This is a genomic window from Streptomyces sp. NPDC005263 (genome assembly GCF_042872365.1).
Lineage (GTDB): Bacteria > Actinomycetota > Actinomycetes > Streptomycetales > Streptomycetaceae > Streptomyces.
The window spans coordinates 597,958-623,901 of sequence record NZ_JBIAKJ010000002.1 but is presented as its reverse complement, the minus strand read 5'-3'; the positions used below and the strand labels follow the sequence as shown (position 1 = coordinate 623,901).

Here is a 25,944-nt window from a genome sequence, read left to right as displayed (position 1 = left end):
GCACGGCGGCAGCCGGGTTAGCCTGCCGGAATGGGGAGCGTCGAGCGGTCGCCCGTCGTCGGTGTGGTGCGGTGAACGGCTTCGCGGGGCACGTGTGGGTCCTCGCCCTCGTCGCGGCGGTGTGCGCGCTGATCACGGTCCATCTGCTGGCCGTACGCAGGACCGCGGGTTCGTCCCTCACGGGAGCCGTCGTGCTCACGCTGGCCGTCGCCGCGATCCCCGCCGTACGCGGTGAACCGCCGCACTATGTGGCAGGGGTCGCGCTGACGGCCGGTGGGGTGGTGGCGGTCGTCTGGGCGACGGGCCGCTCCCGCCGGTACCGGTCGGCCCGCCGGTCCGCGCGGGCGGACTACGAGGCCGGTACGGCGGCGGTCCCGCTGTTCGCGGCGCTGGCGGAACGGGACCGGCTGGCGGCGGAGCTGCACGACGTGGCCGCGCATCGGCTGACCGGGATCGTGGTGGCCGCGGGCGCCGCGCTCAGGCTCGCCGACCGGGAACGGACCGGTGACGCGCTGCGCCACGCCGACGAGGCGGGCCGGGAGGCCGTCCGCGAACTGGAGCGCCTCACCGGGCTGGACGCGACCGCGGCCGGCTTCACCGAGGTCGACGCGCTGGCCGCCGCGCACGCGGTGGACTACCGGCGCACGGTCGGCAAGGCACCGGCGGGCAGCACGGAAGCGGCGTACCGGGTCGTCCGGGAGGCCTTGACCAACGCGGCCCGGTACGCCGCGGGCGCGACCGTGCGCGTCCGGATCGAGCCGACGGACGACCGGGACGAGCCCGTACGGGCCGGCGGCGATCACCTGTTCGTCGTCACCGTCACGGACGACGGCGGTACGGCCGTCGAGCCGGGCCTCGGGACCGGGCGCGGTCTCGCGGGACTGGCGGCCACGGTCACCGCGACGGGCGGGACGTTCCGCGCCGGACCTCATGGTGAGGGAGCGGGCTGGAGCGTGCGGGCCGCGCTGCCGGCGGCGACGGTTCTTCCCCTCCGCCGGTGGCCTCTGTGGCGTGGGACGGCCGCGCTCGACTACGCGCTGGTGGCCCTGGCGATCGCGCTGTCGCTCGGTGCGAGCCTGCTGTCGGCCGACGTACCGGCTCCGTTCGGCGGCCTGCTGCCCGCACTGGTGACCGTCGTGCTGTCGGGGCTGCACGCCGTGCCGCTGGCCTGGCGCTCACGGGCGCCCGGCCGCGCGCTCACGGCGGTGCTGTCGGCGCTGCTGCTGTGGTGGGCCTGCGACCGGGCGGGCTGGACCCAGCCGCCGGTGAGCGACATCTTCCTGGTGTACGGGTGGGTCGAGCTGACGCTCGTCCACAGCGTCGGAGTGCGTCTGCCGTGGCGCCGAGGCCTGTGCGCGCCGCTCGCCGTGGCCGCCGTGGGCGGGCTCGCGCTGGCAAGCGGCAGCGGCATCACCGGCAGCCGGACGGCGGCCTGGGCCGTACTGGCGGGCATGCTGGCCCTCCCCGCCCTCGCCGTCTGGTCGTGGGGGCGCCGGACCGCCCGGCGGCATGAGCGGCTGCGGGCCGCGGACGCCCGGCGGCGGGTCCTGCTCGACGGGGACGCCGACGCGGCGGTGTCCGCGCAGCGTCTGCTGTTCGCCACCGCGCTGCGGGACACAGCACTCCGGCACGCGCGGGCGGTCGTCGCCGCAGCGGAGGAAGGGGATCTGCGGGCCGTGCGAGACGAGGCCCGCGCCGGACTGACCGCTCTGCGGGACCTGTTGTCGGGGCTGCGAACAGGGGACGACGCAGGTGACGCGGACGACGCCCCTCCGCCCACCGTCTCGGGGATCACCGCGCTGGCCGCGCGCTACGGCGGCGTCGTCCGGCACGTCGGAGCACGCCGTCCGCTGCCCGCCGCCGTGGAGGTCTTCGCGTACCGGACCGCCTCCGCGCTCATGGCCGTGGGCGTCACCCTCACCGTGCGCACGCTCCCCGACGGCGTGGAGGTCTCCGGTCCGGCACCCGCCGTTCCCGCGGTGGAGCGGCGGCTGCGCGCCCTCGCGGACGCCGCCGGCGGTACCCTCTCGACGACCGGCCGCGGTGCGGTACGCGTGTGGCTTCCGGAGGCGTTCCCATGGCGATCAGAGTGACCGTCGCGGACGACCAGGCCGTCGTACGGGCCGGGATCGCGGCGATCCTCGACGCGGAACCCGACCTGTGCGTCGTCGGGCAGGCCGCGGACGGCGACACGGCGGTCGAACTCGCGCTGTCGGCGCGGCCGGACGTCGCGCTGATGGATGTCCGCATGCCGGGGATCGGCGGGCTCGCGGCGACCGCCGCGATCACCGAACGCAGCCCCGGGACCCGTGTTCTGGTACTCACCACCTTCGGTCTCGACGACTACCTGTTCGCCGCGCTGCGCGCCGGGGCCGCCGGTTTCCTGCTCAAGGACACCGAGCCGGAGCGGGTGATCGACGCGGTACGGGTGGTCCACGGGGGCGCCGCGCTGCTCGATCCGGCGGTGACCCGCAGGCTGATCGACCGGTTCGCGGACGAGCCCGGTCCGCTCGACCCGGCCCGGCTCGACCTGCTCACCCCGCGCGAGACGGAGGTGCTGCGGCAGGTCGCGCGGGGGCTGTCCAACGCGGAGATCGCGGCGGTGCTGGGGGTGAGTCCGCCCACCGTGAAGGACCACGTCTCCGTCCTCCTCGGCAAACTCGGCGTACGCGACCGGGTGCAGGCGACGATCGCCGCGTACGAGACGGGGCTGATCCGGCCCGGCAGCGTGCCGTGAGGTGAATCCGGCACCCCGCCGTGAGGTGGGGGGTGACCCCCGCCGCAGGGCGGCCCTCAGACGCGGCGGGACCGTCCCTGAGCTGGACGGATCGCCCGCGTCGGCTTCCTAGCCTCGAAGACATGTCACGCATACTTCCCCACCGTGCGGCCGGCGGTGTCCTGCTGCTCCTGGCTCTCTTGCTGACCCCCGCCGTGGCGGTGGCCGGTTTCCTCGCCGCGGCGTTCGTCACCGCGAGCGTGCCGGTCCTGGTCATCGTCGGCCTCGTCTGCGGCGCCCTGGCCGGCGGGCTGCTGGGCCGGGCGGCGTTCGCCCTGTTCGGCCTCGCCCGCCGCCCGGCCCTGCGGGCGTCCGCGTTCTTCACGGTCGGCCTGACCGCGGCCGTCGCCGTCCTCGCCGCCGTCACCGTCCTCCATCCGATGCCCACCACGACGGCCGCCCCCGCCCCGCCCGGCGTGCGGTTCTGGGATCTGCCGACCGGTTCACGCATCGCCTACGTCCACGCCCCCGCCACAGGCAAGGCCAGACCGACCCCGGTGATCTTCCTGCACGGCGGTCCGGGCACCCCCGGCGAGGGCGTCCCCACCGGGGGCCGTGAACTCGCGGCGGACGGCTTCGACGTCTACTCCTACGACCAGCTCGGCGCCGGCCGCTCCACCCGGCTGCGGGACGTCACCGGATACACCGTCGCCCGCCAGGTCGCCGACCTGGAAGCGATCCGGCGCACGCTCGGCGCCGACCGGATCATCCTGGTCGGCCAGTCCTGGGGCGGATCGCTCACCGCCCAGTACCTGGCCGCCCATGGCGAGCACGTCGCCAAAGCGGTCTTCACCTCGCCGGGCGCGCTGTGGGGCCGTCAATACCCCGGCCCCAAGGCCGGGGAACCCTGGAGCCGCCTCTCCCCCGCACAGCAGGTACGGCTCGACCGGCTGAACAGCGCACCTCGCGTCATCGCGGCGAGCCTGCTCCTCCAGATCAACCCGGGCGCGGCGCACGCGCTGGTCGGCGACCACGAGGTCGACCACTGGATGCACGAGGTCGCCCTCCAGGGAAAAGACAGCACCTCGTGCGAGGGCGCTTCGCCCACCACGGCGCACGACAACCCTCAGGGCTTCTACAGCAACCAGATGACCGTCAGGGACTTCGAGCAGCTCCCCGACCCCCGGCCCCGTCTGCGCACCCTGCGCGTCCCCTCTCTGATCATGCGAGGGGAGTGCGACTTCATCAAGCCCGCTGTGACCGCCGAGTACCAACACACACTCGCGGGCTCCGAGTTGGTGACCGTCAAAGGAGCCGGACACTCCATCTCGGGCGAACAGCCCGGCCGCTACACCGCACTGCTGCGCACCTTCCTCCTGGACGAACCGCTACCGACGGGCATCGGCTGAGTCCGGTGCCGGATTGTCCAGCCTGCGCGTTCACCGACGCACTGCGCCGGCTGCGGCCACGCGGAGCTGGGCACGATCCCGGACGGGTCGCGACCGGCCGGGGGGTGATGCTCGCCGACGGCGGCGAGGCCATGACCGACCTCGCTGTTCTGCGCGACCAGCCTTCGACCCTCTCGCTTCCACGGCGACGGCCTGACGCCTGCTGTCCGTGCAGGCAAAGTTGACGATCCGACACCCAAAAGGGAACGTTTCCGCAGGTCAGAGACCTGCACAGGTGGGGCGGGTGGGACTCGAACCCACGGCCGACGGATTATGAGTCCGCTGCTCTAACCGGCTGAGCTACCGCCCCATAACGGCGTGTCGCGCACATGTGTGCGCGCCGTCTGCCGCAGCATAGCCGCTCATACGATCTCCTGCTTCGGATGGTCGACTTCGCCCGGCGTGCACGTCCTTGAGGACCGCGCCGCGTCGCGCACGGTTCCGCCGGACATGAAAAAGGACCCCTCCGGGGCCCTCTTCACGCTGCTCTCCCGACTGGACTCGAACCAGTAACCTGCCGGTTAACAGCCGGCTGCTCTGCCAATTGAGCTACGGAAGATCGAAGCTCCCCCGACTGGACTCGAACCAGTAACCTGCCGGTTAACAGCCGGCTGCTCTGCCAATTGAGCTACGGAGGATTGCCTCGTTGCATCGAACGTAACTCCCTGGGTATTCGCCAGGGGGCGGGCGCTCGCTGCGACACATACATTAGCGCAAGCAGGGGGGTGCTCCGCCAATCGGTTCCCCTCCGGCACCGACACCAGGCCTAGGAACACACAAGGGAAGGGTGGCCGCCATGCGCTACCGGCTCACGTTCGTCGTCGGGCTCGCTCTGGGTTACGTCCTGGGCACGAAGGCCGGGCGCGAGCGCTACGAGCAGTTGAAGAAGTCCGCACTCCAGGTCTCGCAGAACCCCGCCGTCCGCAACACCGCCGAGTCCGCCGCACAGCAGGGCCGGCAGTTCGCGGGGAAGGCGTACCACGTGGTGAGCGACAAGGTCGGCGACCGGGTTCCGGACTCGGTGGCACAGCGGGTGCGATCCCTGCGCGAACGCAACGCGGACGGCTCCGGCGCGGACGACTGGGGTACCAGCAGCACCTGAGGAACACCCGTGGAACGGGTCCACCCCTGCGGCCCGGCAGCGACAGCGCTCACAGTGCGGCAGAATTTTGGCCATGGGGATAGTCGCCGGGTTGGACAGTTCACCCGATTTCACTCGTATCGTCGTCTGCGACACGGACACCGGTGCCGTGCTCAGGCAGGGGTATGCGCCGCATCCGGTGGAGAACGCCGAGGGCGGAGGGCGGCCTGCCGACGTCGATCCGCAGGCCTGGCTGCTGTCCCTCGGTGAAGCCGCCGGTGGCGGTCTCCTGGAAGGCGTGCAGGCCATCGGCGTGTCCGCGCAGCAGAACGCCGTGGTGCCGCTGGACTCCCAGGGCAACACGGTGCGGCCGGCGATGGTCGGCGGGGACAAGCGGGCGCAGGTCGCGGCGGCCGATCTGATCGACGCGCTCGGCGGACGCGAGGCGTGGGCACAGGCGGTGGGCTGTGTTCCGCAGGCCGCGCAGCCGGTGACCAAGCTGCGCTGGCTGAACAGGACCGAGCCGGACAACGCCAGACGCTGCGCCGTCCTCCTGCAGGCGCACGACTGGCTGGTGTGGCAGCTGCTCGGCCGGCCGGTGCGCAGGACCACCGACCGGGGCGGTGCCTCCGGTACCGGGTACTGGTCGGCGGCCACCGGCGGCTACCGGCCCGACCTGGTCGAGCTGGCGCTCGGCCACCAGGCGATGCTGCCCGAGGTGATCGGTCCCGCCGACGCGGCCGGTACGACACCGGAGGGGCTGCTGATCTCCGCCGGGACCGGGGAGACCATGGCCGCCGCCTTCGGGCTGGGCCTGGGGTTCGGGGACGCCGTGGTGTCGCTGGGGGCTTCCGGGTCCGTGATGGCCGTCCACCCCGAGGCGCTCGTCGACAACACCGGGATGATCACCTCCCTGGCCGACGCGACCGGCATGCACCTGCCCGTCGTCACCACCCTGAACGCCGTACGGACCCTGCGCGGGGCCGCCGAGATGCTCGGGGTCTCCGACCTGGAGAGCCTGTCGGATCTGGCGATGAAGTCGACTCCGGGGGCCCACGGGCTGGTGCTGCTGCCCTATCTGGAGGGTGAGCGCACCCCGAACCTGCCGCACGCCGCCGGGACGCTGTCGGGCCTCAGGCGCGAGTCGATGAAGCCGGAGCATCTGGCGCGGGCCGCGTTCGAGGGCATGCTGTGCGGACTCGCGGACGCGCTCGACGTGCTGCGCGGCCGTGGTGTGGAGGTGCGGCGGATCTTCCTGCTCGGGCAGGCCGCCGAGCTGTCCGCCGTGCAGGCCTCGGCGCCCGCCCTGTTCGGGACGCAGGTCGTGGTGCCGCAGCCCGCCGACTACGCGGCGATCGGTGCCGCCCGGCAGGCCGCCTGGTCGCTCGGGGTGTCGCAGGGCACGCTCGATCCGCGCACCCCGCCGGCCTGGCAGGGCGCGGCCGCGCAGGTGCTGGACCCCGGTGAGGAACTGGCGGTGGGGCAGGCGGTGCGGCAGCAGTTCGTGTCGGTGCGGGAGCAGACGCATCCGGGGGTCTTCCGGACATAGGACCCTTCAGATGGGTCTCCAGGACCCTTCAGAGGGTCTCCGCGGCCTCCGAGATCCATCGGACGCGCCGTGGCGGAAGGTAAGAAACCGGTAGGAGGAGCCCCCGTAGAGCCGAACGGGACACCACGTCGGCTTAATTCGGTTGAGGTAACGCGGGTGGAGTGTCCGACGATAGGGGCCAGGGGCAACCAAACCATCGCCGCCCCACCGTCGACTCCGAGAGACACAGCGTGCTCATACGACTTCTGCGGGCCCATCTCAGGCCCTACAGAAAACCCATCACCTTGCTGGTGCTGCTGCAGTTCCTGCAGACCTGCGCCACCCTCTACCTGCCCACGCTGAACGCGGACATCATCGACGACGGCGTGGTGAAGGGCGACACCGGCTACATCCTGTCCTTCGGCGCCCTGATGATCGGCGTCTCGCTGGTGCAGGTCGTGTGCAACATCGGTGCCGTGTACTACGGCGCCCGGACCGCCTCCGCGATGGGCCGGGACGTCCGGGCCGCCGTCTTCGACCGGGTGCAGTCCTTCTCGGCCCGCGAGGTCGGCCAGTTCGGCGCGCCCTCGCTGATCACCCGTACGACCAATGACGTGCAGCAGGTCCAGATGCTGGCCCTGATGACGTTCACGCTGATGGTGTCGGCGCCCATCATGTGCGTGGGCGGGATCGTGCTGGCGCTCGGTCTGGACGTACCGCTGTCCGGGGTGCTGGTAGCGGTCGTACCGGTGATGGGCATCAGTGTGACGCTGATCATCCGCAAGCTGCGCCCGCTGTTCCGATCCATGCAGGTGCGTCTGGACACGGTGAACCGGGTGCTGCGCGAGCAGATCACCGGCAACCGGGTCATCCGCGCGTTCGTGCGGGACGAGTACGAGCAGCAGCGCTTCCGGAAGGCCAACACCGACCTGACCGAGATGTCGTTGGGTACCGGCCGCCTGCTGGCGCTGATGTTCCCCATCGTGATGACGGTGGTGAACCTCTCGTCGATCGCCGTGGTGTGGTTCGGCGCGCACCGCATCGACAGCGGCGCCATGCAGATCGGCGATCTGACCGCGTTCCTCTCCTACCTGATGCAGATCGTGATGTCCGTGATGATGGCCACCTTCATGTTCATGATGGTGCCGCGCGCGGAGGTGTGCGCCGAACGCATCGCGGAGGTCCTGGACACCTCGTCCAGCGTGGTGCCGCCGAAGGCCCCGGTCAGGGAACTGCGCCGGCACGGCCATCTGGAGATCCGCGGCGCGGGCTTCCACTACCCGGGGGCCGAGGAGCCGGTGCTCAAGTCGATCGACCTGGTGGCGCTGCCCGGTGAGACGACCGCCGTGATCGGCTCCACCGGCAGCGGCAAGTCCACGCTGCTGGGGCTGGTACCGAGGCTGTTCGACGCGACCGACGGGGAGGTGCTCGTCGACGGGGTGAGCGTGGCGGCCATCGAGCCGCGGCTGCTGGCGAAGACGGTCGGGATGGTGCCGCAGAAGCCGTACCTGTTCGGCGGCACGGTGGCCACGAACCTGCGCTACGGCCATCCGGACGCCACCGACGAGGAACTGTGGCACGCGCTGGAGGTGGCGCAGGCCAAGAGCTTCGTCGAGCGGCTGGAGGGCGGGCTGGACGCGCCGATCGCGCAGGGCGGGACCAATGTCTCCGGCGGTCAGCGGCAGCGGCTCGCGATCGCCCGCACCCTGGTGCAACGGCCGGAGATCTACCTCTTCGACGACTCCTTCTCCGCGCTCGACTACGCCACCGACGCGGCTCTGCGGGCGGCTCTCGCCCGGGAGACCGCCGAGGCGACCGTGGTGATCGTCGCCCAGCGGGTGGCGACCATCCGGGACGCCGACCGGATCGTCGTCCTCGACGAGGGCCGGGTCGTCGGCACCGGCACCCACCACGAACTGATGGCGGACAACGAGACCTACCGGGAGATCGTGCTCTCCCAACTGACGGAAGCGGAGGCTGCCTGATGGCGGGGGCGGCGACACGGATGATGGCGGGGGCGGGTCCCGACCAGCACTCGATGGACTTCAAGGGGTCGGGCAAACGGCTGATCGGCCAGTTCAAGCCCGAACGGCTGACGATCTACGCGCTGCTGATGTGCGTGGTGGTCAGCGTCGGCCTGTCGGTGGTGGGGCCGAAGATCCTCGGCAAGGCCACCGACCTGGTCTTCTCGGGCATCATCGGGCGGCAGATGCCGGCCGGGGCCACCAAGGAGGAGGTCCTTCGGTCCATGCGGGAGCGGGGCGAGGGCTCCGTCGCCGACATGCTCCGCAGCACCGACTTCACCCCCGGCAAGGGCATCGACTTCGGTGCCGTCGGGGAGGTGCTGCTGATCGCGCTGACCGTGTTCGTCATCGCCGGTCTGCTGATGGCGGTGGCCACCCGGCTGGTGAACCGGGCGGTCAACCGGACCATGTACCGGATGCGCGAGGACGTGCAGACGAAGCTGTCGCGGCTGCCGCTGTCGTACTTCGACAAGCGGCAGCGCGGTGAGGTGCTCAGCCGGGCCACCAACGACATCGACAACATCGGGCAGACGCTCCAACAGTCGATGGGCCAGCTGATCAACTCGGTGCTCACCATCATCGGCGTGCTGGTGATGATGTTCTGGGTGTCGTGGCTGCTGGCGCTGGTCGCGCTGGTCACCGTGCCGCTGTCGTTCGTGGTGGCCACCCGGGTGGGCAAGCGGTCGCAGCCGCACTTCGTGCAGCAGTGGCGCACCACCGGCAAGCTCAACGCGCACATCGAGGAGATGTACACCGGGCACACCCTGGTGAAGGTGTTCGGGCGACAGGACGAGTCGGCCGAGCGGTTCGCCGAGCAGAACGACGCGTTGTACGAGGCCGGGTTCAAGGCGCAGTTCAACAGCGGGGTCATGCAGCCGCTGATGATGTTCGTGTCCAACCTGAACTATGTGCTGGTCGCGGTCGTCGGCGGGCTGCGGGTCGCCACCGGCACGCTGTCCATCGGTGACGTGCAGGCCTTCATCCAGTACTCGCGGCAGTTCTCGATGCCGCTGACGCAGGTCGCGTCGATGGCGAACCTGGTGCAGTCGGGTGTCGCCTCCGCCGAGCGGGTCTTCGAACTCCTGGACGCGGAGGAGCAGGACGCGGAGCCGGTGCCGGGCGTGCGGCCGGAGGAACTGCGCGGTCGGGTGGCGCTGGAGCACGTGTCGTTCCGGTACGCCCCCGAGAAGCCGCTCATCGAGGATCTGTCGCTGACGGTGGAGCCCGGACACACGGTCGCGATCGTGGGGCCGACGGGAGCGGGCAAGACCACGCTGGTCAACCTGCTCATGCGGTTCTACGACGTCTCCGGCGGGCGGATCACCCTCGACGGCGTCGACATCGCGAGGATGTCCCGGGACGAACTGCGCGCCGGGATCGGGATGGTGCTCCAGGACACCTGGCTGTTCGGCGGCACGATCGCCGAGAACATCGCGTACGGCGCCTCGCGGGAGGTCACCCGCGGGGAGGTCGAGGAGGCGGCGCGGGCGGCCCACGCGGACCGGTTCGTGCGGACGCTGCCCGACGGCTACGACACCGTGATCGACGACGAGGGCAGCGGGGTCAGCGCCGGTGAGAAGCAGCTCATCACCATCGCGCGGGCGTTCCTGTCCGACCCGGTGATCCTGGTCCTCGACGAGGCGACGAGTTCCGTCGACACCCGCACCGAGGTGCTGATCCAGAAGGCGATGGCGAAACTGGCGCACGGGCGTACGTCGTTCGTGATCGCGCACCGGCTGTCGACGATCCGGGACGCGGACACGATCCTGGTGATGGAGAACGGGGCGATCGTCGAGCAGGGCGCGCACACGGATCTGCTGGCGGCGGACGGGGCGTATGCGCGGTTGTACAAGGCGCAGTTCGCGCAGGCGGTGGCCGAGGTGGACTAGCGTTTTCGCCCCCGCCGCCCCTACCCGTCCCGTACCTGGGGGCTCTGCCCCCAGGCCCCCGCTCCTCAAACGCCGGAGGGGCTGGGGAAAGCCGGAGGGGCTGGGGAAACGGGGCGGCATCGCCCGCCCCGGTCCGGGTGGGCCGGTTCCTCAGTCCAGGTAGCCCCGGAGTTGGTCGGCGAAAGCGTGGTCGCGGAGTTTGTTGAGGGTCTTCGACTCGATCTGGCGGATGCGTTCGCGGGTCACGCCGAAGATGCGGCCTATCTCCTCCAGCGTGCGCGGGCGGCCGTCCGCCAGGCCGTAGCGGAGTTGGACGACCTTGCGTTCGCGTTCGCCGAGGGTGGAGAGGACCGCCTCCAGGTGCACGCGGAGCAGCAGGAACGCCGCCGACTCGACCGGGCTGGTGGCGTCGCCGTCCTCGATGAGGTCGCCGAGGGCGACGTCGTCCTCCTCGCCGACCGGGGCGTGCAGGGAGACCGGCTCCTGGGCCAGCCGCAGGACCTCGCTGACGCGTTCCGGCGCCAGGTCGAGGTGGTGGGCGACTTCCTCCGGCGTCGGTTCGTAGCCCCGTTCCTGGAGCATCCGGCGCTGGACGCGGACCACCCGGTTGATCAGCTCGACCACATGGACCGGGACGCGGATGGTGCGGGCCTGGTCGGCGAGGGCGCGGGACATGGCCTGGCGAATCCACCAGGTGGCGTACGTGGAGAACTTGTAGCCGCGGGCGTAGTCGAACTTCTCGACCGCCCGGATCAGGCCCAGGTTTCCCTCCTGGACCAGGTCGAGCATGGTCAGACCGCGGCCGACGTAGCGTTTGGCGACCGAGACGACCAGCCGCAGGTTCGCCTCGATCAGTCGTCGTTTGGCCATCCGGCCCAGGACGACGAGCCGGTCCAGGTCGAGGGCGAGTTCGCTGTCCAGGTTGGGGGTGGTGCTGAGTTTCTCCTCGGCGAACAGACCGGCCTCGACCTTGCGGGCGAGGTCGACCTCCTCCGCCGCGGTGAGCAGCGGGATGCGTCCGATCTCGCGCAGGTACTGGCGGAACAGGTCCGAGGAGGGCGCGCCGGTGTCGGCCTTGGCGCGGGTCGGTTCGGGGGGTTCGACGGGTTCCGGTTCGGGGGCCTCGGCGTTCTCGACCGCGTCCGGGGGTGGTTCCTCCAGCTCGGCCGGGGTCTCCGGCTCCGCCTCGGGATGGTGCACGGCACGGCTCTGCGGGGGGACCGCGGCGAGGACGTCGGTCTCGGGGTCCGGTTCCGTGTCGTCAGTACCGATGTCGGTCTGGGTGAGGGTCTGGGTCTGCACGGGGGCGACCTCCAGGATGATCGCTGCTGAGGTGTGCGGCAGCGGTACTTCGGGGGCGGAGTCGACGGCCTCGCCGCTGTCCGTCCCGTACGCGATGAGCGCGACCACGGGGGTGTGGGATCCGCTGGGAACGGATCGGTCGCGCTCCGAGGACTCAGGCACCGCAACCCAGTGTGGAGTACGACACATCGCCGCCACGAGGGGCGTGCGGTGACTTTTTGAGTCCGGCCCGTGACCGCGCGGTGACCCGGCCCGAGCGGTTTCCTCAGAGCGCCGCGGCTCCGTGCTCGCGTAGTGCCTGGTCGTACTGCTGGAGCACCCACAACTCGTTCTGCACGGCGGCCGACTGGGCCGGATCGCCGCCCGCCGCCAGCCGGGCCATCTGGGACTGGACGTCCCGGATCCGGCGCTCCACGGCGCGACGGCGGACGGTGACCAGCACCATGCCCGCGTACACCTCGTCCACCGTGCGCCGCATGATGGGCTCGACGGCCAGCTCGGTGACCATCGCGCGGACGGCGTCGTCCGGGGCTGTCCCACGGACCCGGACCAGGTACTCCTGGGGGTCCGGTACGCCGAACTCGACACCGCCCGATTCCATGATCGCCTCGCGTACCGCCGCGTAGGGCGCGGCGGTGAACTCGTCGATGCCGTAGGCGTCGAAGGCGGGTGAGACCAGGTCCGGGCGCTGGAGGGCGAGTTTGAGCAGTTCCCGCTCGGTGGCGTAGACCGGGTTGCGCAGGTTCAGGGCGGCGCCGTACGGGGCGGGGCGGGCGGCGGCCTCGTACTGCTGCTGCCCCGGGCCGCGGGTCGGCGCGGGGCCCCGGCCGCCTCGGTCGCGGGCCCAACGGGCCAGCTGCGCCACGCGTTTGACCACGAACTGGGTGTCGAGGATGCCGAGCATGCCGGCCAGCTGGACGGCGACCTCGTGCTGGGCGCCGCTGTTCTTGATGCGGGCGACGATGGGGGCGGCCTCGTCCAGCGCGGCGGCCCGGCCGGCCGGTGTGTCCAGGTCGTAGCGGACGACGATCTGGCGCAGCGCGAACTCGAAGAGCGGGGTGCGGGGTTCCACCAGGTCGGCGACCGCCTCGTCGCCCTTGGCGAGGCGCAGCTCGCAGGGGTCCATGTTGTCGGGGGCGATCGCGATGTACGTCTCGGCGGCGAACTTCTGGTCGTCCTCGAAGGCGCGCAGGGCGGCCTTCTGGCCGGCCGCGTCGCCGTCGAAGGTGAAGATCACGCGGGCCGAGCCGTTGTCCATCAGGAGCCGGCGCAGGATCTTGATGTGGTCGCCGCCGAAGGCGGTGCCGCAGGTCGCGATCGCCGTGGTCACTCCCGCCAGGTGGCAGGCCATGACGTCGGTGTAGCCCTCGACCACCACCGCGCGGCTGGACTTGGCGATGTCCTTCTTCGCCAGGTCGATGCCGTACAGCACCTGGGACTTCCGGTAGATCGCGGTGTCGGGCGTGTTGAGGTATTTGGGGCCGTTGTCCGCCTCGTACAGCTTGCGGGCGCCGAAGCCGACGACCTCGCCGCCGATGTCGCGGATCGGCCACATCAGCCGGCCGCGGAAGCGGTCGATGGGGCCGCGGCGGCCCTCCTGGGAGAGGCCGGAGAGCACGAGCTCCTTGTCGGTGAAGCCCTTGCCGCGGAGGTGGCGGGTGAGATGGTCCCAGCCCTGGGGGCTGTAGCCGACGGAGAAGTGCTCCGCGGCGGCCTGGTCGAAGCCGCGCTCGGCGAGGAAGGCGCGGCCGGTGTCGGCCTCCGGGCTGGTGGCCAGCTGCTCCATGTACCACTGGGCGGCGATCTTGTGGGCCTCGACCAGGCGGATCCGCTCACCGCGCTGGTGGGCGGGGTTGTAGCCGCCCTCCTCGTAGCGCAGGGTGATGCCGGCCTGGGCGGCGAGGCGCTCGACGGCCTCGGAGAAGGAGAGGTGGTCGACCTTCATCACGAACGTGATGGTGTCGCCGCCCTCCTGGCAGCCGAAGCAGTGGAAGAAACCCTTGCTGGGGCTGACCTGGAAGGACGGCGACTTCTCGTCGTGGAAGGGGCACAGGCCCTTGAGGTTTCCGCCGCCCGCGTTGCGCAGTTGGAGGTACTCGGACACCACGGCGTCGATCGGGACCGCGTCCCGTACCGCCTTCACGTCCTCGTCGTTGATCCGTCCAGCCACGCATGGATTCTACGGGGATGGGGTGACAGTCGATCGCCCCGTCGGTTCACGGGACCAGACGGTCCAGCGGGACGTGCGGGTCCGCCAGCGCCTCGGTGTCCACCTGTGCCTTGGAGCGGATGAGCTGCTGGATCGGCTCTGTGACGTCCCACACGTTCACGTTCATCCCGGCCAGCACCCGGTTCTCCTTCACCCAGAACGCGATGAACTCACGTTTGCCCGCGTCCCCCCGGATCACCACTTCGTCGTAGGACCCCGGGGGCGCCCAGCCGGAGTACTCCATGCCCATGTCGTACTGGTCGGAGAAGAAGTAGGGCACCCGGTCGTAGGTGACGTCCCGGCCGAGCATCGCGCGGGCCGCCGCCGGGCCGCCGTTGAGGGCGTTCGCCCAGTGTTCGACGCGCAGCCGGGTGTCGAAGAGGGAGTGGTGGAACGAGGCCACGTCACCGGCCGCGTAGATGTCGGGGTCGGAGGTGCGCAGCCGGGCGTCGACCGCGATGCCGCCGCCGTCGGCGCGGACGGCCAGCTCCAGTCCCGCCGCCTCCGCGAGTGCGGTGCGCGGGGCCGCGCCGACCGCGGCGAGGACGTCGTGCGCGGGGTGCTCCTCGCCGTCGTCGGTGCGGACGGCCAGCACCATGCCGTCCTGGCCGACGATCTCGGTGAGCCGGGCGCCGAAGTGGAAGCGGACGCCGTGCTCGCGGTGCAGTTCGGCGAAGAGGTTGCCGAGCTCGGGGCCGAGGACGCCGTGCAGCGGGGTCGCCCCGGGTTCGACGACGGTGACCTCGGCGCCGTACTCCCGGGCCGCCGCCGCGACCTCCATGCCGATCCAGCCAGCGCCCGCGATCACGAGGTGGCCGTTGTCCCGGCCCAGGGCGGCCAGGACGCCCTTGAGGCGTTCGGCGTGGGCGAGACGGCGCAGGTGGTGGACGCCCGCGAGGTCGGTGCCGGGGACGTCCAGGCGGCGGGGTTCGGCACCGGTGGCGAGGAGCAGCTTGTCGTAGCGCGCGAGCGTGCCGTCCTCGCCGAAGCGGACCGTCTTGGCCTTACGGTCGATGGCGTCCACGGTCTGGCCGAGGTGCAGCTCGATGTCGTTGCGCGCGTACCAGGCCGGTTCGTGCACGAAGACGCTGCCGCGTTCCTCCTTGCCGAGCAGGTAGCCCTTGGACAGCGGCGGGCGCTCGTAGGGGTGGTCGCGTTCGTCGCAGATCAGTATCACGCGGCCGGTGAAGCCCTCCGCTCGGAGCGTCTCGGCCGCCTTGGCGCCGGCCAGTCCGCCTCCGACGATGACGAATGTCTGATCCGCGTCGACCACTTGTTGCCTCCTCATAAGCGTGCCGCCACATGCGAGCGTCCCGCACGGAGTGTGATGCGGGAAGAGGGAGTGACCCGATCAGGCCACGGAGGGTCACATTCGGGCACGCGTCATGTCACCCCTGTCGCTTCAGCATCACAGATGCCCGGTCAGACGGGCGTGAAGCGAACGGGCTGACGCGTCGGTCAGGGAGGCGATCTGATCGACGATCACCCGCTTGCGCGCACGGTCGTCCGCTGCCTGGTCGAACAGGGCCCGGAACTGCGGGTCGAGCCCGTCGGGGGCGCGGGCGGTGAGCGCCTCGGCGAGTTCGGCGACCACGATCCGCTGGTCGGCACGGAGCCGCTCCTGTTCGGCGCGCTGCATGACGTACCGGTCGGCGACCGCCTTGAGGACGGCGCACTCCAGGCGGGTCTCGCGCGGTACGACGAGTTCGGCGCCGTATCTCGTCAGCCGGCCGGTGCCGTACGCGGCGCGGGTGGCGGTCTCGGCGGCGAGGCAGAAGCGGCCGATGAGCTGGCTGGTGGCGTCCTTGAGGCGGGCCTGGGCGACGGCCGAACCGTCGTAGCCGTGCGGCCACCACTCCTGGTCGAGGAGCCGGTCGAGGGCGGCGGCGAGTTCGGCGTGGTCGGTGTCCGCGGCCACGTACCGGCCGACGGCGACCGCGAAGACCGCGCGGCGTTCCGGTTCGGCGTGCAGCAGGTCGGGGTCGATGTGGCCGGCGTGCAGGCCGTCCTCGACGTCGTGCACGGAGTACGCCACGTCGTCCGCCCAGTCCATGACCTGGGCCTCGAAGGTGGTACGAGTGCCGGGGGCGCCCTCACGGACCCAGTCGAACACCGGCCGGTCGTCCTCGTAGACGCCGAACTTCGGGGACCGGGGGTCGGTGGGGTGGGCGCCTCGGGGCCACGGGTACTTGGTGGCGGCGTCCAGGGCGGCGCGGGTGAGGTTGAGGCCGACGGAGCCCTCGGCGACGAAGCGTTTGGGTTCGATGCGGGTGAGGAGCCTGAGCGACTGGGCATTGCCCTCGAAGCCGCCGCAGTCGTCGGCGAACTCGTTGAGGGCCTGTTCGCCGTTGTGGCCGAACGGGGGGTGGCCCAGGTCGTGGGAGAGGCAGGCCGCTTCGACCAGGTCGGGATCGCAGCCGAGGGCCGCGCCCAGTTCCCGGCCCACCTGCGCGCATTCCAGGGAGTGGGTGAGGCGGGTGCGGGGGCTGGCGTCCCAGGCGGGGGTCCGGGTCCCTGGTGTGACCACCTGGGTCTTTCCGGCGAGTCGTCTGAGGGCGGACGAGTGCAGGATGCGGGCGCGGTCGCGTTGGAAGGCGGTGCGGCCGGGGCGTTTGTCTGGTTCCGCGGCCCAGCGGGCGACTGACGTCGGGTCGTAGCCGGGGGGTGGGGTGTGGGGGTGCTCGGGTGCGGTGCCTTCCATGTCTTGACAGTAAGCGCAGGTGCTGACAATCGGGGGTGCCTATGCGTCTGCCGGGTTCCGGTTGTGCGGCGGGTGCGGGTCCAATGTGGTTGTTCGCGCAGTTCCCCGCGCCCCTAGGTGGGTGTGCTCGTCCGGGGTTTCAGGGCGCCGCCCGTGCGCGTCCGATGTGGTGGTTCGCGCCCCGCGGCGGAGCCGCATATCGATACAGCCCCGCGCCCCTAGGTGGGTGTGCTCGTCCGGGGTTTCAGGCTGACGCCAGTGGTCAGCGTCGGGGGCCTACGCGTCTGCCTGGTTCCGGTGTGGGGCGGGTGCGGGTGCGATGTGGTTGGTCGCGCAGTTCCCCGCGCCCCTACGTGGGTGTGCTCGTCCGGGGTTTCAGGGCGACGCCAGCTCTGGGTGGGCGCGCTTATCCGGGGTTTCAGGCTGACGCCAGTGCGGGTTCCGGGATGGTCTGTGTGGCGAGGGACTGGTCGTAGCGGTGGAGGAGGAGGCGGGCTAGGGCGGGGTGGGTGGCGAGGGGGGCGGAGGCGATCCAGGGGGCCTTGTCCGCGCACTGGGTGGCGAAGAGGCCGGGGGCCGTGAAGTAGGAGGCCACGGCGACCCGGTGGCGGCCTCGGGCGGCCAGCGCGCGGACGGCCGTCTCGATGGTGGGCTTGGCCGCTGAGGCATACGCGGGGATCACCGGGACGCCCAGGCGTTCGGCGAGGAGGTGCGCCGTGCGGCCCGTGTCGGCGGCCGCGTCGGGGTCGCGGGAACCGGCCGCCGCGAGGACCACCGCGCTGGTGCGGCGGGTCGCCTCGTCCACGGGGGTGCGCCAGCCGGCCTCGACGAGGCGGTCGTACAGGGCGTCCACGAGCAGCGGGTGCGGGCCGAGCGGGGCGGCCACGCGGGTGCGTGCCGGGGCTGCGGCGGCCATCTCGGGGATGTCCCGCTTGACGTGGTAGCCGCGGCTGAGGAGCAGCGGTACGAGGACGGCGTCGCCGGTGCCCAGGGAGGCGAGCGTGTCGGGGAGCAGGGGCGCGTTCAGCTCGATGTGGCCGAGGCGCACGGGCAGGCCGGGGCGCAGCTCGCGGACCTGGTCGAGGAGTGTGTGGACGGTCCTCAGGGTGCGCGGATCGCGGCTGCCGTGGGCCACGACGACGAGCGCGGGCGGCTCGGGGTGGCGTCGGCCGTCGAGGGCGACGAGGCCGAGCCGGGTGGCGAGCCGGCTGCTGATCGGGTTCATGTGGTGCGCCGTGCTGTCGAGGGTCGTGGACCCGTCGCGAAGAGTTTCCGACTTGCGCATCGCCGTCATGTGTCGATGGTGACGGCGGGAGGTTGCCTTCCCGTTGCACGGGAATGACGGGTGTTTTCCGGCGGTTCACGGTGGGGTGCCAGGGCACTGTGAGGTGCCGTGACCTGCGGTTCCATCTCCCCAGGTGAAGCTGATCACAGGGTGGCCGACGAACCGGGAGGCCTTGGCGGTCGTCTCTGACTGCCGAAGGACCGACCGGGGAGGGACCGTCGATGCGTCCGCCGAAGCTCCGAAGACCCCTGCGAAGACTCCTGCGGCGACCCCGTCTGCCGCGTACCCGCGCCGGGCAGCGGCGGCTGGTGCAGGCCGTGATGGCGGGGTGCGTGCTGGCCCTGCTGCCGGCCACCTGGCTGTACGTCTCGACGGACGGCCGGCTGCGCACCACGGCCGACGCGCCCCGCACCGAGGTCGCCGTCGTCTTCGGCGCCGGTCTGTGGGACGGCGAGCCGTCGCCGTACCTCGCCCACCGGCTGGACGCGGCGGCGCGGCTGTACCGGGAGGGCCGGATCGAGGTGGTCCTGGTCACCGGCGACAACAGCCGTGAGGACTACGACGAGCCCGACGCCATGCGCGCCTATCTGACACGGCACGGCGTCCCGGACACGCGGATCGTGAGCGACTACGCGGGCTTCGACACCTGGGACTCCTGCGTCCGCGCGAAGAAGATCTTCGGCGTCGACAGGGCCGTGCTGATCAGCCAGGACTTCCACATCCGACGGGCGCTCGCCCTGTGCCGGGCGGCGGGTGTCACGTCCTACGGTGTCGGCGTCGCCGCCAAGCACGATGTGACCTGGTACTACGGGGGCGTCCGGGAGATCCTCGCGGCGGGCAAGGCCGCCCTGGACGTGGTGTTCGAGCCGGATCCGCGGTTCCTCGGGCCGAAGGAACCCGGCGTCGGCCGGGCGTTGGCGGCGGCGCGCCGCGGGAGCGGGAGCGGGGGCGGAGCCTCACTTCCCGCCCCCGCGGGCGCCGTCACCGGCCGGTGAAGCGAGGGGCTCGTTTCTCCAGGAACGCGCCCATGCCCTCCTTCTGGTCCTCGGTCGCGAACAGGGCGTGGAAGACCCGCCGTTCGTAGCGGATGCCGTCGCGCAGCCCGCTCTCCAGGGCGCGGTCGACGCAGTCGCGGGCCGCCCTGACCGCGGTACGGCTGTACGAGGCGATCGTCGCGGCGGCGGCCAGGGCCTCCGGGAGGACCCGCGCGTCGGGCACGACCCGGGAGACCAGACCGGCCGACTCCGCCTCCCGGGCGTCCATCGTGCGGCCGGTGAGGACCAGGTCCATCGCCCTGGCCCGGCCGATCAGCCGGGTCAGGCGCTGGGTGCCGCCGATGCCGGGGATCACGCCCAGCCTGATCTCGGGCTGGCCGAAGACCGCCGACTCCCCCGCGATCACGAGGTCGCACATCATCGCCAGCTCACAACCGCCGCCCAGAGCGGGCCCGTTGACGGCGGCGATCTTCGGCGTGCGCAGGTCCGCGAACTCCTCCCAGGCGCCGAAGTAGTCCTCCGCCACCATCTCCGGGGCGGTCTTCGGCGCCATCTCCCTGATGTCGGCGCCGGCCGCGAAGATCTGCTCCGAGCCGGTGACGACCAGGCAGCCGACCTCGGGGTCCGTGTCCAACGGGCGCAGGACGTCGAGGAGTTCGGCGAGGAGTTCGCCGCTGAGCGCGTTGCGGACGTGCGGGCGGTGCAGCCGTACGGTGACCACGCGGTCGTGGCGTTCGACTTTGACGGTGTTCATCGGTTTCCCCTTTCCGGGGTTCGGGGTTCGGGGCTCCGGGGTTATGGGATTCCGGGCCGGTCTACGAGTCCCAGATCGCGCCGTACGCCGGTATCCCGCGTCGCTCCAGGCCGTGCACCACCTGCCAGGTCAGTTTCTTGTTGGAGATGCAGATCACCGCCTCGGCGCCGAAGTCGCGGTACGTCTCGTAGGCGAGGCGGACCATGTCGGGCTTGCCGTGCCGGGAGGTGTCCCAGACGAGGGCGTGCGGCTGGGCGGCGAGGATCTCGTCGACGAGGGCGTCGCCGTAGGTCGTGCGGGGGTCGCGGGTCGCCCAGACCAGGCGGGAGGGGACCTCGGCGGCCAGCAGGTGGGGCAGGCAGGGGCCGATGCCGCTGCCCGTGGCCACGTAGACCACCTTGGTGAACAGCGTCTCGATGTTGGCGACCCCGGCCGTGGTGATGCCCTTCACCCATACCCGTGCGGGCATGTCGTCGATGAACGAGCCCGTCCAGTCGCCGGCCCGCGAGATGGTGAGCCGGAAGCCGGACTCGCCGGGCGAGGGGACGTTGGCGAAGGAGTGCCACTCCGTCAACGGGCTGCGGCTGACGGCGGTGGAGGAGCCGGCGAAGGGTGTCTCGCCGTAGTCGAAGCGGGCCAGGGCGACGTGCGGCGAGGGCCGTTCGACGCGCACGTCGACCTTGCGCAGCCGCAGCCAGGGCAGGGCGACGCTGAAGGTGACGACGGCGAGGACGGCGAGCGGCACCGGGCCCGGGGTGGACAGCAGGGTGTGCGTCCAGAAGAGGACGAGGGCCGTCCAGCCGCCGAAGCGGTGGATCTTCTCGAACAGGTCGTGGTGACGGGAGCGGAAGGGCGGCAGGGCCGTGGCCACGATGACGGCCAGCAGGGCGACCAGGGTCCAACTGACGGCGATCAGCAGGCCGTTGTCGCCGTCCGTCGTCACCGCGACCGCCAGGGCCAGGAACCAGCCCGCCCCGGCCAGCGCCCCGCCCACGTGGAGGCCACCGAAGTGGTAGACCTTTCCCAGCGTCCAGCGGATCCGCAGCGGCCAGTTGGTCGGCGGCCGGGTGGCCAGCCGGAAGAGCGCGTTGACGACGTACTGCTGGCGGATCACCACCGCGAGGGCGAGGTTGGCGAGCGAGGCGTGCCCGAGGGTCGGTGTGCTGAGTGGCCGGCCGGCGTACAGGAACACCAGGTTGACCAGGATCACCAGTGCCGCCAGCCGGTTGTGGTGCATCAGGCGGGGGTGCTTGAGCAGGCGGCGGTGGGCGGGCAGCAGCGGCGGCAGGTCGACGGTCTCCCGACGAAGTGACGTGGTCATCGGGCCGCCGCCGTACGCCGCTCGACCAGCCGCAGCAGGGCCGGTTTGTCGATCTTGCCGCGGTCGGTCTCGGGGAGGCAGGCGAGCGGCAGGATCTCGGCGGGGACGCAGTAGTACGGGAGGGCGGCGGCGACCGCGCGGCGGGCCGCGTCCGAATCGACGTCCGCCGGGCAGACGAACGACACAAGGCGGCGCGCGTCCTGCTTCAGTGTCACGGCGCGCACGCAGCCCTGCACGGACTCCAGCACCGAGGAGACGGAGTCGAGTTCGACGCGGAAGCCCCGCACCTTGACCTGGTCGTCGGTGCGGCCGAGGTGTTCGAGGGCACCGCCCGGGGTCCAGCGGCCGAGGTCGCGGGTGCGGAACATCCGGCGCTCGCCGCCGAGGAAGGGGTCGGGGGCGTACCGCTCGCGGTTGAGCGCGTCGTCGCCGAGGTAGCCGGCCGAGACGCAGTCACCGCCCGCCCACATCTCGCCGACCTCGCCGATGGGCAGGGGGCGGCGGTCGGCGTCGAGGACGTACACCGTGTTGTTGGGGGTCGGACGGCCGATGGTCAGCAGAGGGGCGGCCGGATCGTGGCGGCTCATGGTGTTGACGATCGTCGTCTCGGTCGGTCCGCAGCAGTTGAAGAAGGCCGCCCGCCGGGCCCAGCGGTCGGCCAGCGGGCGCGGGCAGGGCTCCCCGGCGACCGCGACCGTGCGCACCCGTGGGCAGCTCGCGGGGTCGACGCCGGACAGCACGGTCGGGGTGGCGATCAGCACGGTGGCGGTCCGGGCGGTGGCCGCGATGTCCTTGCCGCGGATCACGAGGGTGCCGCCGTGGGCGAGGCAGCCGAGGATCTCCCAGGCGGCCATGTCGAAGGCGATGTTCAGCAGCTGCGCCACGCGGTCACCTGGGCGGATGCCGAGGCCGCCGGGCTCGGTGAACAGGATGTTGGCGACGTTGCGGTGGGTGACCTTGACGCCGTTGGGGCGGCCGGTGGTGCCGGAGGTGAACAGGACGTAGCAGCCGTCGTCGGGGCGGACCGCGGGGCGGGGAGCACGGGGCTCGCCGGGCTCGGCGCGGCGCCGGGGGGCGGGGAGGTGCGGCAGCGGCTCGTCGAGCGCGATCAGGCGGTGGCCGGGCGGCCGGGGTACGCGGTGGGCGTGTTCCGTGAGGGTGAGGACCACTCTGGTGCGGGCGGCCCGGACGACGTGGGCGAGCTGGGCCGGGGGTGCCAGGGCGATGTCCTGGGGGACGTAGGCGGCGCCCGCCTTCAGGATGCCGAGCAGGCCCACGAGCATCGGGATCGAGCGGCGTACGAAGAGTCCGACGTGGTCGCCGGGGCGGACGCCCTCGCGGGTGAGGCGGGCGGCGACGGCGTCCGCGTCCCGGTCGAGCTCTCCGTAGGTGATCGTCGCGCCGAGGTGTTCGGCGGCCACGGCGTGGGGCCTGGCCAGGGCCTGGCGTTCGACCGCATGGTGGATCAGGGGGTCCGGCACGGGGACGGCGGGGCCGTGGCCGTAGAGCCGGAAAAGGCGCTGGTCGCGGGGTGTCAAGTGGCGCAGGGGCATGGTTGGGGGACCTCCTGGCTGGCTGACTTGCTGGCTGTTTCGAGTGACGGTCGGCCACACGCGGGTGAAGCCGCGCATGGGTGCAGCCGAGATCAAGCGGCTGGGCCCGGGTGTCGAACGCCGTGCGGAGTCGCGCGCGAAATCCAGACTGCGACCGCTGCGCTTCAACCCTCAACAAGGCATGACCGGACACACATGCGGTGAAATGAGCCACATCCGCCGACTTTCGCAACAGAGGCAACTTCCGTATCGGGCTGCGACGACTCGGGGGTGGGCCGCTGTGCGCCTCACGGCGCCCGGAGGCGGGCGGGGAGGTCGCCGTCCCGGCCGCGTAACACGGTGCCGCCCGGCGCGTAACACGTCGGAAGCACGCTGAGTGGCATGGAGAACTCCGTGACGCCCACGCACTGCCCGTACTGCGCCCTGCAGTGCGGGATGAACCTGACGCCCACGCCGGACGGGACCGTCGAGGTCGGCGAGCGGACGGATTTCCCGGTGAACCGGGGGGCGCTGTGCGGCAAGGGCCGTACCGCGCCCGCGGTGCTGGCGTCGGCCGTGCGTCTGACCACCCCGTTGGTGCGCTCGGCGGGCACGCTCGTGCCCGCCACCTGGGACGAGGCGCTGGACCGGATCGCCGAGGGCCTGTCCCGCACGCGTACGGAACATGGCCCGGACGCGTGCGGGGTCTTCGGCGGGGGCGGCCTGACGAACGAGAAGGCGTACACGCTCGGCAAGTTCGCGCGGGTGGTGCTCGGCACCTCCCAGATCGACTACAACGGCCGCTTCTGCATGTCGTCGGCGGCGGCCGCGGGGATCAAGGCGTTCGGGCTGGACCGCGGGCTGCCCTTCCCGCTGGAGGACATCCCGCGGACGGGGTGCGTGATCCTGGTCGGCTCCAACCTCGCCGAGACCATGCCGCCGTCCCTGAGGTTCTTCACCGAGCTGCGGGAGAACGGCGGCACCCTGATCGTCATCGACCCGCGCCGCACGAGGACCGCCGAGCAGGCCGACCTGCATCTGGCGCCCCGGCCGGGCACGGATCTGGCGCTGGCGCTGGGGCTGTTGCACCTGATCGTCGCCGAGGGACGGGTCGACGAGGCGTACGTCGCCGAGCGCACGGCCGGCTGGGAGGACGCCCGCGCGGCGGCGATGGCCCACTGGCCGGAGTACGTGGAACGGATCACGGGGGTGTCCGTTCCGCAACTCCGGGAAGCGGTACGGATGTTCTGCGAGCCGGAGAACGCGATGGTGCTCACCGCGCGCGGGCCCGAGCAGCAGTCCAAGGGCACGGACACGGTGGGCGCGTGGATCAACCTGTGCCTGGCGACCGGCCGTGCGGGGCGTCCGCTGTCCGGGTACGGCTGCCTGACCGGGCAGGGCAACGGGCAGGGCGGGCGCGAACACGGCCAGAAGGCCGACCAGTTGCCCGGCTACCGCAAGCTGGACGATCCGGCGGCGCGGCGGCATGTCGCCGAGGTGTGGGGCGTGGACCCCGACTCGCTGCCCGGGCCCGGGCGCAGCGCCTACGAACTGCTGGACGCGCTCGGCACCGACATCAAGTCACTGCTGCTGATGGCGTCGAACCCGGTGGTGTCGGCGCCGCGCGCCGCGCACATCGAGGAGCGGCTGCGGTCGCTGGACTTCCTCGCCGTCTGTGACGTGGTGCTCTCGGAGACCGCCGAGCTCGCGGACGTCGTCCTGCCGGTCACCCAGTGGGCGGAGGAGACGGGCACCACCACCAACCTGGAGGGCAGGGTGCTGCTGCGCCGGCAGGCGATCACCCCGCCGGAGAACATCCGCAGCGATCTGCGGGTCATGCACGAACTGGCCGCACGTCTCGGCGTGGAGAAGGGCTTCCCGACCGACCCCGAGGAGGTCTTCGAGGAGCTGCGTCGGGCCAGCGCGGGCGGACCCGCGGACTACTCCGGGATCACCTATCGCCGACTGGTGGAGGAGAACGGCGTGTTCTGGCCGTGTCCGGCGGCGGACGGGGACGGGGCGCGGGGCGGTGACGCGGGCAGGGACGCGGGCACAGCCGGAAGCGTGGGTGGGGCGTCGGGCGACGACGCCGCCGCCGGGCCGCATCCCGGCACCCCCCGTCTCTTCCTCGACCGTTTCGCCACCGCTGACGGCCGGGCCCGTTTCGTCGCCGTCTCGCATCGGGCGATCGCCGAGGAACCCGACGCCGAGTACCCGGTGCTGCTGACGACCGGGCGGGTCGTGGCCCAGTACCAGTCCGGCGCCCAGACCCGCCGCGTCGACGAGCTGAACGCCGCCGCGCCCGGTCCGTTCGTCGAACTGCATCCCCGGCTCGCGGAGCGGCTCGGTGCGGCCGAGGGCGACCCGGTGGCCGTGGTGTCCCGACGGGGCCGTGCCGTGGCGCCGGCTCGCATCACCACCGCGATCCGCCCGGACACCGTGTTCATGCCCTTCCACTGGCCCGGCGAGGGCCGCGCCAACACCCTCACCAACCCGGCACTCGACCCGACGTCACGCATGCCGGAGTTCAAGGCGTGCGCGGTGCGGCTGGAGACGGTGGAGTCGTAGGCCGCCGGGCGGGCGCGTCCGGGCGGGGCGGGGCGGGGCGGCGGGGCTCCGGCTCACCGTGCCGACCAGTCGCCGACTCCCTATGGGCTCACCGTGCCGACCAGTCGCCGCTCCCGATGGGCTTCCCGCCGGCGCGCAGACGGGCGGCCACCCAGGGCGCCGCGACGTACACCCATGCCCGTACGGTCCGCCCGTCGCCGTCGAGGATCACCTCGCGCTCCACGCGTGCGTAGAGGCTGCGCGGATCCCCCGGCACGTACTCCTCCAGCCGGTCCAGCGCGACCAGCAACTCCCCGTACACCTCGGGCAGCGCGGTGACGACCTCGCCGTGCACCACTCCCCCGCGGTCCTCCACGGCGTACGGATAGCCGGGCCCCTCGTACAGCACCGCGCCGTCGAGCCGGCCCGGCTCCTCGGAGCGGGTGCGGCCGCGCAGGAAGAGGTCGTGGTTGGGCTCGCCGGGGCGGAGGGTCCCGTAGACGAAGAAGGGCAGTTCCCGGTCGGTCACAGAAACGATTCTCACTCCTCACACACCTCCCCATCGGCGCCATAGACATGGCATGTCTACGGCGCCTTAAATCTTGATCAAGA

General features: G+C 71.8%; 18 protein-coding genes and 3 tRNA genes. 9 read left to right on the top strand and 12 right to left on the bottom strand.

Annotated elements, in window-relative coordinates:
* Window positions 1–71 precede the first annotated feature (71 nt).
* The 3 genes from ACFYRY_RS10070 (at window position 72) to ACFYRY_RS10060 (ending at window position 4,125) form a co-directional block, all read left to right on the top strand.
* Complete coding sequence (locus tag ACFYRY_RS10070) at window positions 72–2,093, top strand: histidine kinase (RefSeq protein WP_389142080.1); 2,022 nt, start codon at window positions 72–74, stop codon at window positions 2,091–2,093.
* Window positions 2,078–2,737, top strand: a complete 660-nt coding sequence (locus ACFYRY_RS10065) for a response regulator (protein ID WP_389142078.1) — start codon at window positions 2,078–2,080, stop codon at window positions 2,735–2,737. The genes ACFYRY_RS10070 and ACFYRY_RS10065 overlap by 16 nt, the downstream gene beginning before the upstream one ends.
* A 122-nt stretch (window positions 2,738–2,859) precedes the next feature.
* Window positions 2,860–4,125, top strand: coding sequence for an alpha/beta fold hydrolase (locus ACFYRY_RS10060; RefSeq protein ID WP_389142076.1), 1,266 nt, complete (start codon window positions 2,860–2,862; stop codon window positions 4,123–4,125).
* A gap of 275 nt (window positions 4,126–4,400) precedes the next feature.
* On the opposite strand, the gene ACFYRY_RS10055 is transcribed toward ACFYRY_RS10060, so the two are convergent.
* The 3 genes from ACFYRY_RS10055 to ACFYRY_RS10045 form a co-directional block, all read right to left on the bottom strand.
* Window positions 4,401–4,474, bottom strand: a tRNA-Ile gene (locus ACFYRY_RS10055).
* Window positions 4,475–4,650: 176 nt separating this feature from the next.
* Window positions 4,651–4,723 (bottom strand) — tRNA-Asn (locus tag ACFYRY_RS10050).
* Between the two features lie 6 nt (window positions 4,724–4,729).
* Window positions 4,730–4,802 (bottom strand) — tRNA-Asn (locus ACFYRY_RS10045).
* Window positions 4,803–4,960: 158 nt separating this feature from the next.
* On the opposite strand from ACFYRY_RS10045, the gene ACFYRY_RS10040 reads away from it, so the two are divergent.
* The 4 genes from ACFYRY_RS10040 to ACFYRY_RS10025 all read left to right on the top strand — a co-directional run bounded on the left by ACFYRY_RS10040 (window position 4,961) and on the right by ACFYRY_RS10025 (window position 10,686).
* Window positions 4,961–5,266 carry a YtxH domain-containing protein gene (locus ACFYRY_RS10040; RefSeq protein WP_389142074.1) on the top strand — a complete coding sequence of 102 codons (306 nt, stop codon included), beginning with the start codon at window positions 4,961–4,963 and terminating at the stop codon, window positions 5,264–5,266.
* Window positions 5,267–5,339: 73 nt separating this feature from the next.
* Entirely contained in the window at window positions 5,340–6,794 is a 1,455-nt protein-coding gene (locus tag ACFYRY_RS10035; RefSeq protein ID WP_389142072.1) for an FGGY-family carbohydrate kinase, read from the top strand.
* Window positions 6,795–7,024: 230 nt separating this feature from the next.
* Window positions 7,025–8,758 carry an ABC transporter ATP-binding protein gene (locus tag ACFYRY_RS10030; RefSeq protein ID WP_389142070.1) on the top strand — a complete coding sequence of 578 codons (1,734 nt, stop codon included), beginning with the start codon at window positions 7,025–7,027 and terminating at the stop codon, window positions 8,756–8,758.
* On the top strand, window positions 8,758–10,686 hold the full coding sequence (locus ACFYRY_RS10025) for an ABC transporter ATP-binding protein (RefSeq protein ID WP_389142068.1): 1,929 nt from the start codon (window positions 8,758–8,760) through the stop codon (window positions 10,684–10,686). The genes ACFYRY_RS10030 and ACFYRY_RS10025 overlap by 1 nt, the downstream gene beginning before the upstream one ends.
* A 150-nt stretch (window positions 10,687–10,836) precedes the next feature.
* Here the strand turns inward: ACFYRY_RS10025 and ACFYRY_RS10020 are convergent, their stop codons facing one another.
* The 5 genes from ACFYRY_RS10020 to ACFYRY_RS10000 form a co-directional block, all read right to left on the bottom strand.
* On the bottom strand, window positions 10,837–12,150 hold the full coding sequence (locus ACFYRY_RS10020) for an RNA polymerase sigma factor (protein WP_389142066.1): 1,314 nt from the start codon (window positions 12,148–12,150) through the stop codon (window positions 10,837–10,839).
* Window positions 12,151–12,253: 103 nt separating this feature from the next.
* Window positions 12,254–14,158, bottom strand: coding sequence for a DNA primase (dnaG, locus tag ACFYRY_RS10015; protein WP_389142064.1), 1,905 nt, complete (start codon window positions 14,156–14,158; stop codon window positions 12,254–12,256).
* A gap of 46 nt (window positions 14,159–14,204) precedes the next feature.
* Window positions 14,205–15,470 carry an NAD(P)/FAD-dependent oxidoreductase gene (locus ACFYRY_RS10010; protein WP_389142062.1) on the bottom strand — a complete coding sequence of 422 codons (1,266 nt, stop codon included), beginning with the start codon at window positions 15,468–15,470 and terminating at the stop codon, window positions 14,205–14,207.
* Between the two features lie 135 nt (window positions 15,471–15,605).
* Window positions 15,606–16,898 carry a deoxyguanosinetriphosphate triphosphohydrolase gene (locus ACFYRY_RS10005; protein ID WP_389142060.1) on the bottom strand — a complete coding sequence of 431 codons (1,293 nt, stop codon included), beginning with the start codon at window positions 16,896–16,898 and terminating at the stop codon, window positions 15,606–15,608.
* Between the two features lie 418 nt (window positions 16,899–17,316).
* Window positions 17,317–18,183 carry a sirohydrochlorin chelatase gene (locus ACFYRY_RS10000; RefSeq protein ID WP_389143705.1) on the bottom strand — a complete coding sequence of 289 codons (867 nt, stop codon included), beginning with the start codon at window positions 18,181–18,183 and terminating at the stop codon, window positions 17,317–17,319.
* Window positions 18,184–18,404: 221 nt separating this feature from the next.
* Between ACFYRY_RS10000 and ACFYRY_RS09995 the strand changes: the two genes are divergently transcribed.
* A complete protein-coding gene (locus ACFYRY_RS09995; RefSeq protein WP_389142058.1) occupies window positions 18,405–19,178 on the top strand; it encodes a vancomycin high temperature exclusion protein in 774 nt (257 codons plus the stop codon).
* Here ACFYRY_RS09995 and ACFYRY_RS09990 read toward each other — a convergent pair.
* The 3 genes from ACFYRY_RS09990 to ACFYRY_RS09980 form a co-directional block, all read right to left on the bottom strand.
* A complete protein-coding gene (locus ACFYRY_RS09990) occupies window positions 19,165–19,932 on the bottom strand; it encodes an enoyl-CoA hydratase-related protein (protein ID WP_389142056.1) in 768 nt (255 codons plus the stop codon). The genes ACFYRY_RS09995 and ACFYRY_RS09990 overlap by 14 nt on opposite strands.
* A 61-nt stretch (window positions 19,933–19,993) precedes the next feature.
* Complete coding sequence (locus tag ACFYRY_RS09985; RefSeq protein ID WP_389142054.1) at window positions 19,994–21,253, bottom strand: hypothetical protein; 1,260 nt, start codon at window positions 21,251–21,253, stop codon at window positions 19,994–19,996.
* Entirely contained in the window at window positions 21,250–22,806 is a 1,557-nt protein-coding gene (locus ACFYRY_RS09980; protein WP_389142052.1) for an amino acid adenylation domain-containing protein, read from the bottom strand. Before ACFYRY_RS09980 ends, ACFYRY_RS09985 begins: the two co-directional genes overlap by 4 nt.
* Window positions 22,807–23,187: 381 nt before the next feature.
* Here ACFYRY_RS09980 and ACFYRY_RS09975 point away from each other — a divergent pair, with 381 nt between their 5' ends.
* Entirely contained in the window at window positions 23,188–25,353 is a 2,166-nt protein-coding gene (locus ACFYRY_RS09975) for a molybdopterin oxidoreductase family protein (protein WP_389142050.1), read from the top strand.
* Between the two features lie 88 nt (window positions 25,354–25,441).
* Here the strand turns inward: ACFYRY_RS09975 and ACFYRY_RS09970 are convergent, their stop codons facing one another.
* Complete coding sequence (locus ACFYRY_RS09970; protein ID WP_389142048.1) at window positions 25,442–25,861, bottom strand: gamma-glutamylcyclotransferase family protein; 420 nt, start codon at window positions 25,859–25,861, stop codon at window positions 25,442–25,444.
* Between the last annotated feature and the right edge of the window lie 83 nt (window positions 25,862–25,944).

What these genes read in the sequence shown, in the direction of transcription:
- ACFYRY_RS09980 (WP_389142052.1), bottom strand. Translation starts at nt 22,806, where the DNA reads ATGCCCCTGCGCCACTTGACACCCCGCGACCAGCGCCTTTTCCGGCTC.
- ACFYRY_RS10000 (WP_389143705.1), bottom strand. Translation starts at nt 18,183, where the DNA reads ATGCGCAAGTCGGAAACTCTTCGCGACGGGTCCACGACCCTCGACAGC.
- ACFYRY_RS09995 (WP_389142058.1), top strand. Translation starts at nt 18,405, where the DNA reads ATGCGTCCGCCGAAGCTCCGAAGACCCCTGCGAAGACTCCTGCGGCGA.
- ACFYRY_RS09975 (WP_389142050.1), top strand. Translation starts at nt 23,188, where the DNA reads ATGGAGAACTCCGTGACGCCCACGCACTGCCCGTACTGCGCCCTGCAG.
- ACFYRY_RS10025 (WP_389142068.1), top strand. Translation starts at nt 8,758, where the DNA reads ATGGCGGGGGCGGCGACACGGATGATGGCGGGGGCGGGTCCCGACCAG.
- ACFYRY_RS10035 (WP_389142072.1), top strand. Translation starts at nt 5,340, where the DNA reads ATGGGGATAGTCGCCGGGTTGGACAGTTCACCCGATTTCACTCGTATC.
- ACFYRY_RS10060 (WP_389142076.1), top strand. Translation starts at nt 2,860, where the DNA reads ATGTCACGCATACTTCCCCACCGTGCGGCCGGCGGTGTCCTGCTGCTC.
- ACFYRY_RS10005 (WP_389142060.1), bottom strand. Translation starts at nt 16,898, where the DNA reads ATGGAAGGCACCGCACCCGAGCACCCCCACACCCCACCCCCCGGCTAC.
- ACFYRY_RS10065 (WP_389142078.1), top strand. Translation starts at nt 2,078, where the DNA reads ATGGCGATCAGAGTGACCGTCGCGGACGACCAGGCCGTCGTACGGGCC.
- ACFYRY_RS09985 (WP_389142054.1), bottom strand. Translation starts at nt 21,253, where the DNA reads ATGACCACGTCACTTCGTCGGGAGACCGTCGACCTGCCGCCGCTGCTG.
- ACFYRY_RS09990 (WP_389142056.1), bottom strand. Translation starts at nt 19,932, where the DNA reads ATGAACACCGTCAAAGTCGAACGCCACGACCGCGTGGTCACCGTACGG.
- ACFYRY_RS10040 (WP_389142074.1), top strand. Translation starts at nt 4,961, where the DNA reads ATGCGCTACCGGCTCACGTTCGTCGTCGGGCTCGCTCTGGGTTACGTC.